Source organism: Pseudomonas sp. R4-39-08, assembly GCF_003852275.1.
Taxonomy (GTDB): domain Bacteria; phylum Pseudomonadota; class Gammaproteobacteria; order Pseudomonadales; family Pseudomonadaceae; genus Aquipseudomonas.
In genome coordinates, this window is record NZ_CP027733.1 from 2316205 (window position 1) to 2333600 (window position 17396).

The window sequence follows — 17396 nt, forward strand, 5'->3', positions numbered from 1 at the left end:
ACAGGAGTTTTTACCAAGAGCCTGGAGTGAACAGACTCACTATTGAGAATCCAAAAAAGCCGGCGCGGTTTTATTTTTTTTTCGTAACTGCCGACGAATGGTCGTTGGCTTATACAAACAAGAAAACTGTGCAGGCTGGTCAGTTAGCCAAGAAAAATTCTGAACCTTCGTTCTGATCAAACAACAAAAAGATCAGAAGGAGCGGCTATGAAAAATTCTTTATATATCATCGAGTACGACTACCACCATGAGCCGAAGTCTTTCATTATAAGAGCGGAGGTCATGAACAATACGGAAGCATGGCATTGGGCATGTTGCGATGCAGGGATCGGCATTATTCCAAGGTCGCGCAATGAAAAGATCAAGCGAATGAGCAAGCCACTCGCCGAGCGCTACGGCATTGAACATGTAAGGTGGCGTCCGTCCGGCAGTGTTCCGTTTATTGCACAGCCCTACGTGCCACCTCCGCCTGAATAAAAGCGAGCTTAATGGGACATCCAGTCGCCCTTTGTTCAGAACTTACTGTTTTCCTCGGCGAGTTTGCAGGGCATATAACTTTTGCACACTGCGTTGAAGTGCATCTTTCATAAGCTCGGCCGCGTACAGTTGCCTGCACGTCGGGCAGAGCATTTCAGAGGCTGTCGCCACCAGGTACTCAGGTTCGTCCGTGGTCGGTTCATAGGTTGTCTTGCATTGAACACAACGGCGGTTCGCTTGTAGATGGGGCACATCGATTCCTCCCTGAATGGAGTGCCACCATTCATCATCGGGCGGATGTTTTCAACCGCTAAACGGGAAAATTTCAAACAAGCGATTAGTTGATATTTTAATGCCAGTATCCTGAGCCGACAGCGCATCGTGTCCGGGCGAAAGGCTAGGAGTGGATGAAGCTGCTCACGAACTCCGCCTTGATGACCGGCAGTTCGATGCCGTGGATCAAGCCGGCGGCGAGCGCCTGATAAGGGTCGAGAATGCGCGGTGCGGCGATCAGGTACTTTTCCGTTTCCAACGGTTCGCTGGCAGCGGCGGTGCGTTCGGCCACGATGCGTGCATACAGTTGCAAGTCGTAATCGAGGCTCATCGCGTATTCGGACATGCGCGAATGGTCGACCGCGCCTTGCACGTGCCAATGAAACGGGTGGAACAGGAATTTGCTGTGGGTGCAGGCGGTGCGGCGTTCACCGGCGAGAAAAATGATATTGCCCATCGATTCCACCGTGCCCAGGTTATGGGTATGCACCGGGATCGGCAGCGACATCAGGAAGTTGTACATCGTAAAACCATAGCTGCATTCGCCGCCCATGGTCGCGATGTTCAATACCAGGCCCGAAGCATCTTGCTGCACGGCCAACGAGGCTTTTTCGATCAGTTGGCTGCAGGTCGAGGCGGTGACAGGGCCGGTAAAATTAATAATGTGTAAAGGCATGGTGTCCCTCATCAATGAAAGCAGGGGAGCACTGCTCCCCTGCGTCAAGCACATTAACTATTGCGGCCGCCACCATGGCTGTTTTCGCCGCCTTTACGTCCGGCTTCCGAGGCTTTCTCCCGGTCGTTGGCGAAATTCCCGCCACTGTTCTGGCCGCCTTTGCTACCGGCTTCAGCGGCGCGCTCGGGATCATTCTTGAAGTTGCCGCCGCTGTTCTGACCGCCTTTGCTACCGGCTTCAGCGGCGCGTTCAGGATCGTTCTTGAAATTCCCGCCACTGTTTTGGCCGCCCTTGCTGCCGATCTCTTGATAGAACTCTTTATCATGAGAAGCAGACGTTGCTTCGCCACCTTTTTTACCGGCTTCGTTGACACTCATTTGGCCTTTTTTGTCTTGAGTACTCATGTTCAGTTACCTCGTCGTTATGTCGGTTATACAACGTTCATTTCGATCTTGCAGGGAACTTGCACTCAGTCTGCGAGTGCGCTGGCTATAAGTTTCTCTCGCACAACGGTGGTGTTTGCGTCGCGCCGATAGTTGCTTCGGCTAGTTCGGAAACTTGCCGGCGTTCGTAACAGGGAGTTGTGCTTGAACGCGCAACGGTCTTTGCCTCAGTTCGCACTTCCATCACCGGCTGGCGATGGAGCTCGCCACGCTGATAATCAATTGACGCTCGCATGATTGATGCCCTTCGTTATGACTTGCGTCCACCACCATGGCTGTTCTGGCCGCCTTTACGACCGGCTTCCGAGGCTTTCTCGCGGTCGTTGGCAAAGTTGCCCCCTGACGACTGGCCGCCTTTTTTCCCCGCTTCCGAAGCTTTTTCGCGGTCGTTAGCGAAGTTGCCAGGATTTTTATTACTCGTGGTCATAACAATACTCCAAGTTAAATTGTCGTTTCGCTAGTTGCCCATTTATGCAACGGACATCTACTCCGATAAGAGCAAGCGGGCAGTGGTTTTGAAATTTTTTGGAAACGCCGATGAACGGTAGTGAGTAGCCAGAAACTTATACAAATCGTCGCTTGGCAAGCCGCTTCGTATAACTTTTCAGAGGGTATTGATATTGAAATAATGGCGTTGCTGACCATTCGGCTTAGTTTCAAGTGTGTGTTTCTGAACGCGGAATAAGCGGGGCTGATCTTTGTCGGCGTTACTCCTTGCTTGGCGCCGTCTGCGGCCAATGCTGGCCTTTTCACACGCTGTTGCTGCAGCCCCGCCAGACTGCTTGTATGCTTGCCCCCGGAACCGGTGGCCGCTGTGAGTACCGACGTTCGAATGATGGCTGGAATGGAACCGGACTTCCTTTAAGGTGCTGACGTGAAGCGTGATACCCGCCTAGTGATGCTTTTGCTGTTGGTGATCGGCTGTTCCCTGACTTCTCTGACGATCTGGAAGGTCCTGTCTTCCCGTGAGCGTGCGCTGGCGGAAGTGAACGTGCATGGCTTGAACCTCACCCAGGCGCTCACGACCTACACCGAAGGTATCGTGCGCCAAAGCGCATTGCTGTTGCTGGGTCTGGTCGAGCGCCTGGAAACCGAAGGCAGTGGCCCGGCGCAGATCCAGCGCATCAGTGCGTTGATACGTCGCCAGCAGCCGGTGATGCCGCAACTCAGTGGCATCACCGTCTATGACCGGCAGGGTGGCTGGCTGATGTCGTCCAACCGCGTGATTCCGGCGGGCGCCAACAGCAGCGCGCGCGCCTATTTCATCCATCACCGCGACGATCCGAGCCGTGAGCCTTTCATCGGCCCGCCGATTCAGAGCCACACCACCCAGGAGTGGGTGGTTACCATCAGCCGCCGCTTCGATGATGCGGCCGGCAACTTTGCCGGGGTGGTGGCCGTGACCCTGGGCGTGGAAAACTTTCTGCGCGTGTTCGGCAAGCTCGACGTCGGCCAGGACGGTGCGATCGGTTTGTCGTACACCGACGGCACCTTGCTGGTGCGCTATCCCTTCCGCGAGCAGGACATGGGCCGCAACTTTTCCACGTCGCCGATCTATTCCCAGTATCTGGTCGACCGCTCCGTCGGCACCGCTGCTTACACCTCCAGCCTGGATGGGGTAGAGCGGCTGTATGCCTTTCGCAAAAGCGAAAGCCTGCCGCTGATCACCACCGTCGCCCTGGGCAAGCACGAAGCGCTCGCGGCGTGGCGCATGGAAGCCGCGTTGTCGGCGGTGGTGGTGGCGGGGCTGCTGGGGCTGACCGGTTTGATCGGTTGGTTTCTGATCCTTGATATCCGCCGGCGAACCGAGGCCGAAGAGGCGCTGCGTATCGCCCAGCAACAGCTGCTCGACTCCAATCGGCAGCTAGAATTACTGGCGATGAAGGACGCGCTGACCGGCCTGGCCAACCGACGCTGTTTCGATGAGACCCTGGCCCTTGAAGCGCGCCGGGCGCAACGCGGCGGCACGACGCTGGCCTTGCTGATGATCGACGTCGACTATTTCAAGCGGTACAACGATGCCCTCGGTCACGTTGCGGGCGATGCCTGCCTGCAGAGGATCAGCACACTGTTGGAGACGTGCGTGCGGCGCCCTTCGGACCTGGTGGCGCGTTACGGCGGCGAAGAAATAGCGATCATCATGCCCGCGACCGACAGCGAAGGCGCGGCGGTGGTGGCGCAATTGATCCTGGATCGACTGCTGCACGCCGATATCGCTCATCCGGGCAGCCCATTCGGGCGTGTGAGTGTGAGTATCGGGGTGGCGGCGGGTGCAGGTGCTGAGCTGGAGCCTGCGCTCGGCTTGATCGAAGCGGCGGACCAGGCGCTGTATAACGCGAAGTCTGCAGGGCGTAATGGATTTGCGCTGCGCTGAGGAGCCCGACGCGAATTAACTGCCTGATCGCGATCCGACAGTGGAAGGGGGCTTGCTCCCGATAGCGGTGTATCAGCTGAGTCTGAGCTGAATGACACTCTGCTATCGGGAGCAAGCCCCCTCCCACAGGGTTAACCTCAATCGGCACCGACCAGCGCAGGCCGGCGACTGCCGAGTTTGCGCAGGCGCTCAACCGGTGTGTTCGCCATCGCCTCTTCATGCAAAGCAGTTTCCAGCGCTTCCAGATGCCGCGACAGGATCTTCACCGAGCCGCTCGGGTTGGCAGGGTCGAACGGGATCTTGCCATTGGCGACCAAAACCATGGCCAGTTCCCAGGCCCGCTGCGAGTTGTTCATTACGCCACCTCCTTTTTTCAACAGGTTCAGATAAGGCTGTGACCCGCCTGCAAGGAGACGGTATCAATTTGGTTGCTTCTGAAATATTGATCAATTCAACGATTCAGTTCCGTCGGAACTATCGTTTATTTAGATTCGGCACCTGTCAGCGCAAAAATTCTGAACCCTGCCACCGCCTCGCCAACCTAATGCTGCATAACCGGGAGGTGCACCATGGAACTGACGTATTTCTGGATTGGCTTGATGATCATCTTGTTGTTGCTCGACCTGTGGGTCCTCAACAGCGTGTGGCGTAGCGAAAACTCTTCGGGGAGCAAGGCAGGGTGGACCGCTGTGGTGGTTCTGTTGCCGTTCCTGGGCGCGGTGATATGGGCGGTATACGGCCCGCGCGGCGTGACCAAGGGTCCGTCCTCGCCGGAGCACAGCAAGGGCTGAAAGAGGGCTGGCTATGCGCGAGTTAGAGCCTGATGACCTGCACAGCCGCAACTATCCGGTACGCGAAGACATGCCTTTGCAACGCAAAGTCTGGCGCTTCGAGCGGCTGGGCTGGTACGGGCTGGTCGTGCTTATTGTACTGACGCTGGCGGGGCTGTTTTCCAAGGGGCCGTTGAGCACCACCGAGGCACGCAGCGCCGACGGCCAGTTACGCGTCGAATACCAGCGCTTCCTGCGCAATGGTTCGTCCGATGCGTTGGTGATCCACCTGCAAGGCGCTGCGCGCAAGCCGTTGGAAGTCGAAATCAACGGCGAGCTGTTGCAGGGCTTCAACGTGGAGATGCTCCAACCCCAGCCACTCAAGGCCAGCGCGGCGGGAGAGGGCGTAAAGCTGTGGACGCTGAGCGACGATCAAGGGCGGGCCACGCTGTATCTGAGCTTGCGCAGTGATGGCGTCGGCAATTTCGACACTCGGGTTTCGCTGGCCAACGGCGCAACCGTGGACGTATCCCAGTTCATTTATCCCTAGGGAGCAAGCATGGACTCCGTCTTGCGGGCAGCCGCGATTTACCTGGTATTGATGATCCTGTTCAAGGTCGCCGGCCGGCGCTCCCTGGCCGAACTCAACACCTTCGACCTGGTGCTGCTGATGGTGATCGGCGAGGCCACTCAGCAGGCCCTGCTGGGGGATGATTTCTCGCTGACCAATGCGGTGCTGGTCATCGTCACGCTGATCGCTATCGACATCGGCCTGTCATTGCTCAAGCAGCGTTCGCTGTGGTTTTCACGGGTGCTCGATGGCGGGCCGACGGTGGTGGTCGAAGAGGGCCGAGTCCTGCACGAACGCCTCAAGCGCGCCCGCCTGGATGAAGACGATATCCTTGAGGCGGCCCGGTCGGCCCAGGGCATCCTGGAGATCAAGCACATCCGCTTCGCGATCCTCGAGCGCAACGGCAAGATCTCGGTGATTCCTTACCAATAACCGCGCCTAGCGCCGTGCGCGGCACAGGCTCTGGATTAAGCTGATCAACGCATCATGGGTCACGGGTTTGCTCACATGGGTGCTGAAGCCCGAGTCGGTGGCCTTCTTCTGGTCACTGCTGGCACCGTAACCCGTCAACGCGATGGCGGGCACCTGCTGGAGGTGGCTGATCTGGCGCAAGTGCTGCATCAGCTCATGGCCGTTCATGTTCGGCATGCCAATGTCCGAGACAATCAGGTCGAAAGGCGTGTCGCCGGCCGCTTGCAGTGCAGCGAGCGGGTCATCGAATGCACTCACCTCGGCACCTTCCATCTCCAGCAGCATATTCAACACTTCCAGCACATCGGCTGAGTCGTCCACCAGCAACACCTTGACCCCGGTCAAGCGCTCATCCGAAGCGTCCGCAGCGTTGGCGCGGGGCAGGCGGTCCTGTTGCCTGGAAAGCGGCAGCGCTATCGAGAAGGTGCAGCCAAAGCCCAGCCCTGGGGACTGAACACTGACCGTGCCACCGTGGGCTTCCACCAGTTGCCGGACCAGGGACAGGCCGATACCCAGGCCTTCGCGCTGATGGGTCTGGTGTTGGTTTTCCGCCTGGCCGAACAGGTCGAAGATCTTCTCCAGGCTGTCTTCGGCGAGCCCGGCGCCGCTGTCGATCACGTCCAACCGCGCGTACCCCTCGGTACGGCTGACCAGCAACTGCACGCGGCCGTCGCTGGGGGTGAATTTCAGCGCATTGTTGACCAGGTTCCAGATCACCTGTTCGAGGCGCGTAGGGTCGGCGTCGACGAACAAGGCTGCCGGAGTCGTCGGTTTTTGCAGGGTCACCTGGCACCGATGGCCATCGGCGAGCACCACCGCGTAGATATCCTCAAGCGTGCGGATCAGGTCGATCGGTTGCTTCTTCAGCTTGAGCTTGCCGGTGCGCACCCTGGCCACGTCCAGCAGGTCGTCGATGATGCGCGCCTGGCTCGATACCGCTTCGCAGATGGTGTTCACGGCCTTGACCGCCTGGCCGGTGGCCTTGGTCGCCGGCAGGCGTCGCAGCAATTCGGCATTCAGTTGAATCAGGTTCAACGGGTGCTTGAGTTCGTGGGACATCACCGCGAAGAACTCATCCTTGAGGTGGCTGTTGGTCTGGGTCTCCATCAAGCGTTGACTCTGCTCATCCTGGGTGCGCTTATGGCCGGTGAGGTCACGGGCGATCTTGACGTAGCCCTGCAGGTTGTTGCTGGTCAGCAGGGTGACTTCGCCACTGCAATAAAACCGGCTGCCGTCCTTGCGTACGTGCCAGCGCTCGTCTTCGCCGCGCCCGTGTTCGCGGGCGGCGCGCAGCTCGTTTTCGGGGATGCCGGCGGTGCGGTCTTCAGGGGAGAAGATCAAGTCGTAATAGGCGCCAAGCACCTCGTCCTTGGTATAGCCGAAGATCAACTCGGCGCCGGTGTTCCAGTCGGTGATGGCGCCATGGTCATCCAGAATGATGATGGCAAAATCATGGGTGCTGTCCGCGACCAGGCGCATGCGCTCTTCACCCAGGCGCAGTTCTTCTTCGGCCTGGCGCCGCTTGGTGATATCGATAAAGGTCAGCACCGTGCCATCGATATGGTCTTCGCTGGAGCGGTACGGCAGCAGGCGTGCGATGTACCAGCGGTCGTCCTTGCTGCTGATTTCGCGTTCGATCATGCTCAACGATTCGAACACTGTGGTGGCGTCTTCGGTCATTTCCGGGTAGTTGAGCCGGTGGGTGATGTCCATCAACGAGCGCCCGGTGTCCACCGGCAGCATGCTGAAAATATCCGTGGCCCGTGGCGTGAACCAGCGAATGCGCATGTTGCGGTCGACGAAGACCGTGGCGATATCGGTGGAGGCGATCAGGTTGGTCAGGTAGTCATTGACCTTGTCGGTCTCTTCAACCTTGGTCTTGAGTTCGAAATTGACCGTCAGCAGTTCTTCGTTGATCGACTGCAACTCTTCCTTGCTGGTTTCCAACTCTTCGGTGGCCGAGCGCAACTCTTCGTTGACCGCCTGCATTTCTTCGTTGGACGCCTTGAGTTCTTCGCTGGAGACCTCGGCCTGCTCGATGGTGTCCTGCAGGTGCAACTTGGTCCGCTGCAGTTCGCGCTCCAGGTTGCTCATCATCTGGTTTTCGGCTTGGCTGATGGCGGTTTCTTCGGCGTGCCGGGGGTCGACTTCAGTTTCCTGGAAAATCACCAGGACATAATCGCTCTCGGTGAGATCGTCCTGGTAGGGCAGGGCGGTGACATCGACCACGTAGGGCACATGGTCGCGCTCGATGCGCACTTTGCGCGACGTCACCGCAAGGCTCGACTGCTGGGCCTGGAACAGCGTCGTACGAATATCCAGGCGCAGGTCCGGGTGCACCAGGGCCAGCAGGTTGCGCGTCATCTCCCCGGCCACATGGCGCAGGAAGCGCGCCGCGCCTTCACTCATGTGCAGGATGTCGGCGTGTATATCCACGATGACACTGGGCGGCGCGGCCTTCTCCAGCGCGCGCAGGTGAATGTCGGCGAACGAGACCTTGTTCGGTACCTTGACCTGGGCGGCAGCGGTGGTGGCGCTGGGCCGCAGGTAGCCACCACGCGGCATGCTGGGCGCGCGGCGCATGGCCGCTGAACCGGCCCGCACGCGGAAAATGCGGTTGCGCTTGTCCACCGGCACGAACAGGTCCAGGCAGCCGTCGGCCGACTCCGAGGAGCCCAGGAACAGGTAGCCGCCGGGGCGCAGCGCAAAGTGGAACATCTGCAGGATGTCGCGCTGCACCTCGCGGTCCAGGTAGATCAACAGGTTGCGACAGACGATCAGGTCGATCTGCGAGAAGGGCGGGTCGCTCAGCAGGCTGTGCTTGGCGAACAGGACTTTTTCACGGATCTCCTTGCGCACCCGATAGTGCTGGTTTTTTTCCTTGGCAAAGTGCTGGCGCAGGCGTGAGGGCGGCACGTCGGTAATGATCGCTTCCGGGTAAACGCCGTTACGCCCATGGTTGATCGCGCGCTCGTCGATATCGGTGGCGAACACCTGCATTTTTGCATCGCTGCCATCTACCGCCAGTTGCTCGGCGACCAGCATGCCCAGGCTATAGGCCTCTTCGCCGGTGGAGCAGCCGGCCGACCAGATGCGCACCTCTTCGCGTTTGGGCACGCTGTCTTCCAGTGACTTCACCAGGTTGGGCACCACATCGCGCTCGAGCGCTTCGAAGGCCTCGCGGTCACGGAAAAAGTTGGTCACGCCGATCAGCATGTCGCCGAGCAATGCCTTGGTTTCTTCCGGGTGCGCCTGGAGATATTCGTAATAGCTGGCCAGGTCCGGTTGGGCGGTGACCTGCAGGCGGCGTTCGATGCGGCGCAGTACGGTAGCGCGCTTGTAGTGCTTGAAGTCGTGGCCGGTGTTGAGCCGCAGTTGTATCAGGATATCCAGCAGCAACTGTTCGGCTACCGCCGCGTCACGTTCCGTCGCCGGCGGCGTGGTCTTGATCTCGGGGTCATTGGCGGTAGGCAGGATGATGGACCGGGCGTTGCGCCATAGCTCCAGCAGTTTTTGCGGCATCTCCACCACGGGCAACACCAGGTCGACCATCTGGGTTTCGATGGCCGCCAGTGGCATGCCGTCGAATTCCGCGTCTTCCGGGGTTTGCACCAGGGTGACGCCGCCCTGTTCCTTGATGCGCGAAAGCCCCACCGCGCCGTCCGAACCGGTGCCGGACAATACCAGGCAAAACGCGTGCTCTTTATGGGCATCTGCCAGGTCGCGAAAGAACAGGTCGATGGCAATATGCGAGCCGCCTTCGCGCGCCGACGGCGAGACGGCCAGGTAGCCATCATTCATTGCCAAGTGCTGCGCCGGCGAAATCACGTACACCCGGTTCTTCTCGATGGGCGTCGTCTCGGTGACCTGCAGCACCGGCAGCCGGGTCGACTCCTGGATGATCCTGTCCGCGACGCTTTGATGGTCGGGGGACAGGTGCAGGATCACCACAAAAGCCATGCCGCAGTCTTGGGGCATGTGTTCGAAAAATGCCTTCACCGCCTGCAACCCGCCCGCCGACGCGCCGATACCCACCACTGGAAAATTCAGGGTGCTGGGGATCAGATCCTTGCGTTGCGGGACATTGGGTGACCGCGGGGGGCAGACTTCATAAACACCAACCTTGGTTAACTGCGCAGGGCAAGAATTCGAAACGGGATGAGGGATAAACGAATAGCGGAATATAGCTGAAAAGCGACCTGTAACAGAACGCTTCGACACCACTCGATACCCCAACGGGCGTTCACCCTTCGGTTGAGAGGCGTACTTTGCAAAGGTTTATTCCATCGGACGAGCGGCGCAGCCGTGCGGGTACGGTCATCCGGTTTTCTGAAAATTGCTCTGAACTATCGGGCGCGGCCGACCCTCGCAACACTAACCACACACAGGAGGGAATCCGATGAGTAACTACCCAAAACCACCCTTCAAGCCACAGCAGCAGCCTGTACCCGGCGACCAGCGCAAGATGGAGCCGATGCCCGATTGCGGTGAGCAGACCTACAAAGGCTCGGGCCGGCTCGCCAACAAGATTGCCTTGATTACCGGCGCCGACAGCGGCATCGGGCGTGCGGTGGCGATCGCCTTTGCCCGCGAAGGCGCGGACGTTGCCGTGTCGTATCTGGACGAGCATGAGGACGCCAAGGAGACCCAGCGCTGGGTCGAGGCAGCGGGGCGCCAGTGCCTGCTGTTGCCCGGTGACCTGGGCGACGCGGCGCAGTGCACAGCCATTGTCAACGACACGGTGAAGGAGTTCGGGCGTATCGACGTGCTGGTCAACAACGCCGCGTTCCAGATGACCTACAAATCCCTGGAAGACATTCCTGACGAGGACTGGGTCAAGACCTTCAACATCAACATCACTGCGATGTTCCGGATCTGCAAGGCGGCGGTGCCGCACATGGCCGAGGGCAGTTCGATCATCAACACCACGTCGGTCAATTCCGACATGCCCAACCCCTCGCTGTTGCCTTATGCGGCCACCAAGGGCGCAATCGCCAACTTCACCGCCGGCCTGGCGCAGATGCTGGGTGAGCGCGGGATTCGCGTGAACAGCGTGGCACCGGGGCCGATCTGGACGCCATTGATCGTGTCGACGATGACCGACGACATGGTGGAAAACTTCGGTGGCAACACGCCGCTGGGGCGTCCTGGCCAGCCGGTGGAAGTGGCGCCTATCTATGTGCTGCTGGCGTCGGATGAGGGCAGTTATATCTCTGGCGAGCGCTACGGCGTGACGGGCGGTAAACCGATCCTCTGAACAGACGCATGCCCCTGATGTTCAGGGGCATGCTTCATAACTCAGGGGCATGCCTCATAACCATGTAGGAGCGAGCTTGCTCGCGAAGAACTCGGGCTCCCCGCGCTTATCCAGAATGAACGCGTTGCCTGGGCGTTCTTCGCGAGCAAGCTCGCTCCTACAAGAAGCCTCAACTGACCTGCCGTTAAGATCTACCTTTTCCTGGCGCGGTGAATGCGCATCCACTCTTGATAAGCGGCGGTCCGTTGCGCGTCCGCCAGCTTCTTCGCCTCGGTGAAGCGCGCCCAGGTCGCGGTATCGCCGCTGTAGTGTTCGATGATTTTATAGGCCTGGGCATCCAATCGGTCCGCTTCGTAGAACATCTGGGTGTTCTGCGCGACCTCGTCGTCCGACGTTTGCCTGGCTGTGTAATCCAGCACCTGACTGTTCATGATGTAATGCCCTCTGCCCACTGAATCGCTGCCGCGCCGCACCAGCGCACATCCGTAATGCCGTATTTTTCCGCCATCGGCTTGGAGACGCGCTTGAGGTTGTTTTGCCCGAACCTGGGGATGACCGCCACGCCGGCATCGCAACTGGCCCAGTGCCAGGCTTCAGCGTTATTCATGCGCGCTGCACGCACGATGAACGACCTGGGCTCGCCGTGAAGTTGATACTTGATGGTGAATAACTCGTTGTTTTTCATGAGGACTCCCTATGCTCATGAAGTACAGATATTTGACGTCAAAAATAATTCAAATAAGTTGACGGACAATGCGATGGCCTGCTCGCAGGCTCAATCGTCCACTGTGAAGGTGACCCAGCCTGGCCCGTCAGCCGGGCGTTCCAAGGCCACGATCACACCGCTGACAGACGTGCCGTCGGGCACGTTGACGGTGACGAAGTTGGGGTTGCCGGGCCAGGTCAGCGGGGTATCGAAATCCAGGCGAACGATGGTGGGCTTGCCGCTGCTGGTCATCTTTATGTTGGCGTTTTCGTTCAGGCATTCATCGTCTTCAGTGCCCAGATGGCGGGAAGCAGTAATGACGCTGGCAGGGCCTTGATGGTCGTAAGACATAGTTGAATTCCTCATGCGCGGGGCAGCTGATGCGCCCCTTTCCTATGTGGCAAGCGCCGGCAAATAATCGTTCAATCCAAATGACCAGCTGCCGCTGTCAGTGCTGGTGGGCCGCCTGGGTGGGGTCTTCAATCTGGATGATAGTGCCCTGGCGCCAGGCGTCCGCACCGGGTGCTATGGCCGGAGCGGCGATGTCGGCGCGCTCCTGCTTTTTCCTGGCGCTGTCGACGCCCAGCCGCTGGTCCCGTTCGGCGACCATCTTCGGATCGGCCTGGCCATCGGCGGTAAAGCCCATCATCAATTGCGGAACACCCAGCGGCAGGCGCTTGTTGAGGTCGGTGTGCCAGGTGTGCCAAGTCTTGCCGTAGGTATGCACCAGTTTTTCCATCAAGGCGTATTCGGCTACCGCAGGAATACCAGGCGCTACCAGTTGACCCGACTTCACCTCATGCACATGGCTGTGCCACAACGCCTTCTCGGGCGCAGGCAGGCTGTTGAACAGCTGTTCGCTGATGATGTACTCCACGCCCATCAACTTGGCGTCCTTGCGGTTGCCGTCGTAGATCACGCACTGGATCACTTCCTCGTTGAGAATGGCGCAGTAGTGATGGGCTTCCATTTGCACGTCGGGATGGCCGTTGTAGAAGTGAAAGCCGTCCAGGTAGGCATTGAGCGCATCGATGGGCGGGCGCGATTGCAGCAGGGCGGCGCCGGTGTCGAGGGTGCGGGTGGTGGGTGTTTTGGCCTCACCGGGCGCGACCACGTTGGAAGCCGAGTCGTTGCCGGCGCAGGCGGTCAGCGCGGCCATCGACATCGCCAGGCACAGCGAAGGCAGGGCGGGTTGCAGACGGTTGATGTTCATCGGGGACTCCCTCCATGGGTGGTTTTCGAACACATCTAGAAAGCCTGCCGAAGTGGGCGTTCAACTGGATTTCGATGCACGCCGAAGAAGATTTGTGGAACAACCGTTCGACGTGTCGGGTCATTTTTCATAAGTGTTCAATAGCGCGAATGGAGACCCCCGGATGCAACCCCAGCCAAACGATGCCCGACCCGATGTCCCCCAGTTGCTTCACCAACTGCTGCTCGCCCGTGGCCCTGGCGGCCAGGAGGATGAGGTGCGCGCCATTTGCCTGGAGCATTTGCGGCCACTGTGTGACGACACCTGGGTGGACCCTGCCGGCAATGTCATCGGCCTGGTCAAAGGCGCGCAGGGCGATAGCGAGCCCCGCCGCGCGGTGCGGGTCATGGCGCATATGGATGAGATCGCCATGGTGGTCAAGCATGTGGACGCCGACGGTACGTTGCGCGTGACCGCGTTGGGCGGTGCCAACCCGGTGAATTTCGGCATGTGCCCGGTGGACATACTCGGTGATCACCAATTCATTCCGGGGGTGCTGTCCTTTGGTTCGATGCATGCCACCGCCAACGCGCCCCAGGGTGCCGATGTGTTGTCAGGCGACGTGCACTGGAATGACGTGCATGTGATCACCCGTTGCTCCGTCGAGACCTTGCGTGACTACGGCGTACGCCCCGGCAGCCGCGTCACGCTGAGCCGCCATTGGCGTGCGCCGTTCCGGGTGGGTGACGCGATTGCCGCGCACTTCCTGGATGACCGCGCGCCCATCGCTGCGGTACTTCATAGCGTGCAGCGCCTGCACCAACGCCGACAGGAGTTGGCGTGCGATGTGTATTTTGTCTTCACCACCCTGGAAGAAGAGTGCAACGCCGGGGCGATGTATGCGGCGCAGACACTGCCGGGCGATACCACCATTGCGGTGGAAGTCGGCCCGGTGATGAGCGAGTACGGCACTCGCCTGAGCGTCGATCCGATCATCAATACCGGTGACCTCAAAGGCTATTACACACGTTCCGTGGTCACCGGCCTGGCAGACGCCGCACAGCGCTGCGGTTATGCGCCTCAATATGCGCTGCTGGTGGATTTTGCCTCGGATGCCAGTGCCGTCATGAGTAACGGCACCTCGGCGCGCGGCGGTTGCCTGGCGATTCCAACGGAAAACACCCACGGCTACGAGCTGATTGTGGACGGCGCAATTGAGGCCTGTGCGCTGACATTGGCCGACTACCTTGCAACCTTTTGAACACGGGAAATTGTCATCATGGATATAGCCGCAGCCACTATTGATTACCTGAAACAACACCAGCTCACCCTCACCAGCGCCGAGTCGTGTACGGCAGGCAAGATCATCACGCTGCTGTCGGAGGTCAGGGGCGGCGGGTCATGTATTGAAAGTGGTTATGTCGTGTACTCGCCCGAGGCCAAACAGCGCTTGCTGGGCGTACGCGCGTATACGATCGATACCTTCAACCTCACCAGTTGTGAAGTCGCTCGCGAGATGGCCGAAGGCGCGTTGCGTGACAGCCCGGCCGGGGTTGCCGTCGCCACCACCGGCCTGCTTGGCCCGGATGACATGGACGGCATTCCGGCCGGGACCATTTGTTTTGCCTGGGCTTATCGAATCGAAAACCGGCTGAGTATCTTCAGCCGAAAGGAGCGCTTCATGGGCTCCCGTGAGCAGGTGCAGCTGGATGCGACGCTGCATGCCTTGAAGTGGCTGGCGCATTTTCACCAGCGTGCGTTGGCGGGTGAACGGGGTTAATGACCAGCTGCGCCCGGCCGTTCCGGCTGAAGTTGAATGTTCAACACCAACTCATCGGTGCCCGACGCCTGGGCATCCACGAGCACGCCATGGTAAGTGCGGTCGTCGACCTTGATCGACACGGTATGTGCCTTCGGCAGCTCCTTCGGCCACGGCCCTGGGATGTGCAGCGATAGGCGCTCGCCGGCCTGGGTAATCCGCGCCATGCATGCATGGGAGAGCGGGTTGACGCCGAGCATTGTGTCTTGAAGGTAATCGATGGTGCAGCGTTGCGGCGGTGCAGCGGCGGAATCCGGCATGGAAAGCCTCGTTCTGTATTTAAGCGTATTTACCCCACGGATGAAAGGCGGGAGGTTTTCCGGGAAACCACCATGTCTTCCATGATTTCCCGTACGAGCCGGTTGATACCTGACTCGCCGTGGTAGCGGGTGCGGTTGATATTGGCGATGGTGAACTGATTGGCGTCAGGCGCGAGTACCGTGACGGACAGGCTGCTGTCTGGATTGATCGTGCAGGTAACACGGCAATTGCGCAGTCGCTGTGCAAGAGCATGCTCGATTTGCGCTTTGGTCAACGTGTCCATGGGATCACCGGCTAACAGGCTTTAACGGGTCAAGGTTAGCCCAAATATGCCGTACGTAAATGCTAGCTAATTAATGGCAAACCATTCGTCAGCCTCACGGCCTGTGCAGGGAACGTTCGTGTCCGGAAACTGGCCACATGCAGCACAAGCTGACGAATCGGTTTAACAGGAGATCTTATGAAAAAGCTGTCTATGTGCTTGGGTTTTTGCAGCATGTTCCTGCTGCACGGCTGTTTCGACAATTCCGATAACACCACCAAAGACAACACCAGCGGCAGCAAGTCTTCGGTGCAGATGCAGGAAGGCAAGGGCGACGAGAGCAAGTAGGCCTAGCCTGGCCAAATGTGGGAGGGGGCTTGCTCCCGATAGCGGTGTGTCAGTGAATGCATATTTAACTGACATACCGCCATCGGGGGCAAGCCCCCTCCCACATTTGATCACCTATATCAAAGAGACCGCGCTCCAGCCTCACCGCATATGCAAAATGATCGGGCTGCTGCTGGCCGGGTCGGTATGCCCGCGCAGTTTGCCCACCGCCTGGGCGTCCACTGCACCACCCTGGTTGCCCCAGGTACTGCGCACGTAGGTCAGCACCTGAGCGATGTCCTGGTCGGACAACTGCTCACGGAACGCCGGCATGCGATAGGCATCCGGTATGCCTGCGGCCACCACCCGTTGCGAGCCGTTGAGGGTGATGTTGATCGCCGAGGCGCTTTCCTTGGCCAGTGCCGAGGTGGCGCCGGCCAGTGGCGGCATCCACTCCGGCTGGCCCTTGCCGTCCAGGCCATGGCAGGAGGCGCAGCGGGTCGCGTAGGTGTGGGCGCCAGGGGCATCCGCACGCGCGTCGGCGGCCACGGCCTGATACTGCCAAGGCGTGCCATCGCGCTGCGGGTCGCCGGGCAGGGACTTGAGGTAACGGGCGATGGCGGCCAGGTCGTCGTCAGCCATGAACTGTGTGGAGTTGTTGAACGCTTCGGTCATCGAGCCGTAGACCACCGCATGCTGGTTGCGCCCGGTCTTGAGGAACTGCACGATCTGCGCCTCGCTCCAGCGGCCCAAGCCGGTGTTGGGGTCTTGACGCAGGCTGGGTGCGTACCAGCCGTCGAGCAGCGCACCGGCCAGGAACGGCGCGCCGGATTGGTCCAGGGCTTTCTCGTTGAAGGCCAGGCCGCGCGGCGTATGGCAGCTGCCGCAGTGGCCAGGGCCCTGCACGATATAAGCGCCACGGTTCCAGAGTGCGTCCTGGCTGGGGTTGGCGACATAGGCTGCGGTGGGTGCGAACACGCCATTCCACAGGGCGATGGGCCAGCGCAGATTCAGCGGCCAGGGAATATCGCTGGGAATGTTCGGCTGGTTGGCCGGCTGCACGCCCTTCATGAAGAACGCATACAGCGCCTTGATGTCGTCGTCGCTGAGTTTCACGTAAGACGGGTAGGGCATCGCCGGGTACAGCCGCCGCCCACCCGGCGCCACGCCGTGGCGTACGGCGCGGTCGAAATCGGCAAGACTGTAATTGCCAATGCCATGCTCGCGGTCGGGGGTGATGTTGGTGGCATGAATCGCCCCCAGCGGCGTGGCCATTTCCAGGCCACCGGCAAACGGCGCCTTGCCCGCCAGGCTGTGGCAGGCCACGCAGTCGCTCAGACGCGCGACATACTCGCCGCGACTGACCAGTGCCGGGTCGACACTGGCGGTGTTTTGTTCTGCGAACGGCGAGGCGGGCTCGCGGGTGACGTACCAGGCCAGCAGGCCTGCCACGACCAGGCAGGGCAGCGCCAGCCAGCCTGCGGTTCTTGCGAATCGGCGGTTGTTCATGGGCATTC

General features: G+C 59.8%; 21 protein-coding genes. 9 read left to right on the forward strand and 12 right to left on the reverse strand.

Annotation, left to right across the window (positions count from 1 at the left end; translation table 11 throughout):
- Positions 1-207: 207 nt before the first annotated feature.
- Positions 208-477, forward strand: a complete 270-nt coding sequence (locus tag C4J88_RS10735) for a DUF6555 family protein (protein WP_124362343.1) — start codon at positions 208-210, stop codon at positions 475-477.
- A gap of 397 nt (positions 478-874) precedes the next feature.
- Here C4J88_RS10735 and C4J88_RS10745 read toward each other — a convergent pair whose 3' ends face one another.
- The 3 genes from C4J88_RS10745 to C4J88_RS10755 all read right to left on the reverse strand — a co-directional run bounded on the left by C4J88_RS10745 (position 875) and on the right by C4J88_RS10755 (position 2296).
- On the reverse strand, positions 875-1426 hold the full coding sequence (locus tag C4J88_RS10745; RefSeq protein WP_124406883.1) for an ATP-dependent Clp protease proteolytic subunit: 552 nt from the start codon (positions 1424-1426) through the stop codon (positions 875-877).
- A 53-nt stretch (positions 1427-1479) separates the two neighbouring features.
- Positions 1480-1830 carry a general stress protein gene (locus tag C4J88_RS10750; RefSeq protein WP_124362346.1) on the reverse strand — a complete coding sequence of 117 codons (351 nt, stop codon included), beginning with the start codon at positions 1828-1830 and terminating at the stop codon, positions 1480-1482.
- A 289-nt stretch (positions 1831-2119) separates the two neighbouring features.
- Complete coding sequence (locus tag C4J88_RS10755) at positions 2120-2296, reverse strand: general stress protein (RefSeq protein WP_076954923.1); 177 nt, start codon at positions 2294-2296, stop codon at positions 2120-2122.
- A gap of 447 nt (positions 2297-2743) precedes the next feature.
- Here C4J88_RS10755 and C4J88_RS10760 point away from each other — a divergent pair, with 447 nt between their 5' ends.
- Entirely contained in the window at positions 2744-4243 is a 1500-nt protein-coding gene (locus C4J88_RS10760) for a sensor domain-containing diguanylate cyclase (protein WP_124406884.1), read from the forward strand.
- Between the two features lie 137 nt (positions 4244-4380).
- On the opposite strand, the gene C4J88_RS10765 is transcribed toward C4J88_RS10760, so the two are convergent.
- Positions 4381-4599 carry a hypothetical protein gene (locus tag C4J88_RS10765; protein WP_124370327.1) on the reverse strand — a complete coding sequence of 73 codons (219 nt, stop codon included), beginning with the start codon at positions 4597-4599 and terminating at the stop codon, positions 4381-4383.
- 213 nt (positions 4600-4812) lie between these two features.
- Here C4J88_RS10765 and C4J88_RS10770 point away from each other — a divergent pair, with 213 nt between their 5' ends.
- From C4J88_RS10770 to C4J88_RS10780, 3 genes are read left to right on the forward strand one after another with little or no spacing between them, the layout of a single operon-like run.
- The gene (locus tag C4J88_RS10770; RefSeq protein ID WP_124403820.1) at positions 4813-5034 is read left to right on the forward strand and encodes a PLD nuclease N-terminal domain-containing protein; all 222 of its coding nucleotides are present in this window, start codon (positions 4813-4815) and stop codon (positions 5032-5034) included.
- Positions 5035-5047: 13 nt separating this feature from the next.
- Entirely contained in the window at positions 5048-5563 is a 516-nt protein-coding gene (locus tag C4J88_RS10775; protein ID WP_124406885.1) for a hypothetical protein, read from the forward strand.
- A gap of 9 nt (positions 5564-5572) precedes the next feature.
- A complete protein-coding gene (locus tag C4J88_RS10780) occupies positions 5573-6016 on the forward strand; it encodes a DUF421 domain-containing protein (RefSeq protein WP_124362351.1) in 444 nt (147 codons plus the stop codon).
- Between the two features lie 6 nt (positions 6017-6022).
- Here the strand turns inward: C4J88_RS10780 and C4J88_RS10785 are convergent, their stop codons facing one another.
- Complete coding sequence (locus tag C4J88_RS10785) at positions 6023-10090, reverse strand: CheR family methyltransferase (RefSeq protein ID WP_372238001.1); 4068 nt, start codon at positions 10088-10090, stop codon at positions 6023-6025.
- A gap of 364 nt (positions 10091-10454) precedes the next feature.
- On the opposite strand from C4J88_RS10785, the gene C4J88_RS10790 reads away from it, so the two are divergent.
- Positions 10455-11312 (forward strand): SDR family oxidoreductase, encoded by an 858-nt coding sequence (locus C4J88_RS10790; protein ID WP_124406886.1) that lies wholly within the window; start codon positions 10455-10457, stop codon positions 11310-11312.
- Between the two features lie 191 nt (positions 11313-11503).
- Here the strand turns inward: C4J88_RS10790 and C4J88_RS10795 are convergent, their stop codons facing one another.
- From C4J88_RS10795 to C4J88_RS10810, 4 genes are all read right to left on the reverse strand, one after another.
- Positions 11504-11743, reverse strand: a complete 240-nt coding sequence (locus C4J88_RS10795; RefSeq protein WP_124406887.1) for a hypothetical protein — start codon at positions 11741-11743, stop codon at positions 11504-11506.
- Positions 11740-11997, reverse strand: a complete 258-nt coding sequence (locus C4J88_RS10800) for a DUF6555 family protein (RefSeq protein WP_124362355.1) — start codon at positions 11995-11997, stop codon at positions 11740-11742. The genes C4J88_RS10795 and C4J88_RS10800 overlap by 4 nt, the downstream gene beginning before the upstream one ends.
- Before the next feature lie 90 nt (positions 11998-12087).
- Positions 12088-12369, reverse strand: a complete 282-nt coding sequence (locus tag C4J88_RS10805; RefSeq protein WP_124362356.1) for a hypothetical protein — start codon at positions 12367-12369, stop codon at positions 12088-12090.
- A gap of 97 nt (positions 12370-12466) precedes the next feature.
- Positions 12467-13231 carry an OBAP family protein gene (locus tag C4J88_RS10810; protein WP_124406888.1) on the reverse strand — a complete coding sequence of 255 codons (765 nt, stop codon included), beginning with the start codon at positions 13229-13231 and terminating at the stop codon, positions 12467-12469.
- Positions 13232-13394: 163 nt separating this feature from the next.
- On the opposite strand from C4J88_RS10810, the gene C4J88_RS10815 reads away from it, so the two are divergent.
- Together C4J88_RS10815 and C4J88_RS10820 are read left to right on the forward strand one after the other, a co-directional pair.
- Entirely contained in the window at positions 13395-14471 is a 1077-nt protein-coding gene (locus tag C4J88_RS10815) for a M42 family peptidase (RefSeq protein WP_124406889.1), read from the forward strand.
- Positions 14472-14489: 18 nt separating this feature from the next.
- Entirely contained in the window at positions 14490-14990 is a 501-nt protein-coding gene (locus C4J88_RS10820; protein ID WP_124366614.1) for a CinA family protein, read from the forward strand.
- On the opposite strand, the gene C4J88_RS10825 is transcribed toward C4J88_RS10820, so the two are convergent.
- Together C4J88_RS10825 and C4J88_RS10830 are read right to left on the reverse strand one after the other, a co-directional pair.
- Positions 14987-15289 carry a hypothetical protein gene (locus C4J88_RS10825; protein ID WP_124406890.1) on the reverse strand — a complete coding sequence of 101 codons (303 nt, stop codon included), beginning with the start codon at positions 15287-15289 and terminating at the stop codon, positions 14987-14989. The two genes, C4J88_RS10820 and C4J88_RS10825, sit on opposite strands and share 4 nt — an antisense overlap.
- Before the next feature lie 29 nt (positions 15290-15318).
- Positions 15319-15573, reverse strand: a complete 255-nt coding sequence (locus C4J88_RS10830) for a hypothetical protein (protein WP_124406891.1) — start codon at positions 15571-15573, stop codon at positions 15319-15321.
- Positions 15574-15750: 177 nt separating this feature from the next.
- Here C4J88_RS10830 and C4J88_RS27390 point away from each other — a divergent pair, with 177 nt between their 5' ends.
- Complete coding sequence (locus tag C4J88_RS27390; RefSeq protein WP_164485251.1) at positions 15751-15900, forward strand: hypothetical protein; 150 nt, start codon at positions 15751-15753, stop codon at positions 15898-15900.
- 141 nt (positions 15901-16041) lie between these two features.
- Here the strand turns inward: C4J88_RS27390 and C4J88_RS10835 are convergent, their stop codons facing one another.
- A complete protein-coding gene (locus tag C4J88_RS10835; protein WP_124406892.1) occupies positions 16042-17388 on the reverse strand; it encodes a cytochrome c in 1347 nt (448 codons plus the stop codon).
- Positions 17389-17396: the final 8 nt, after the last annotated feature.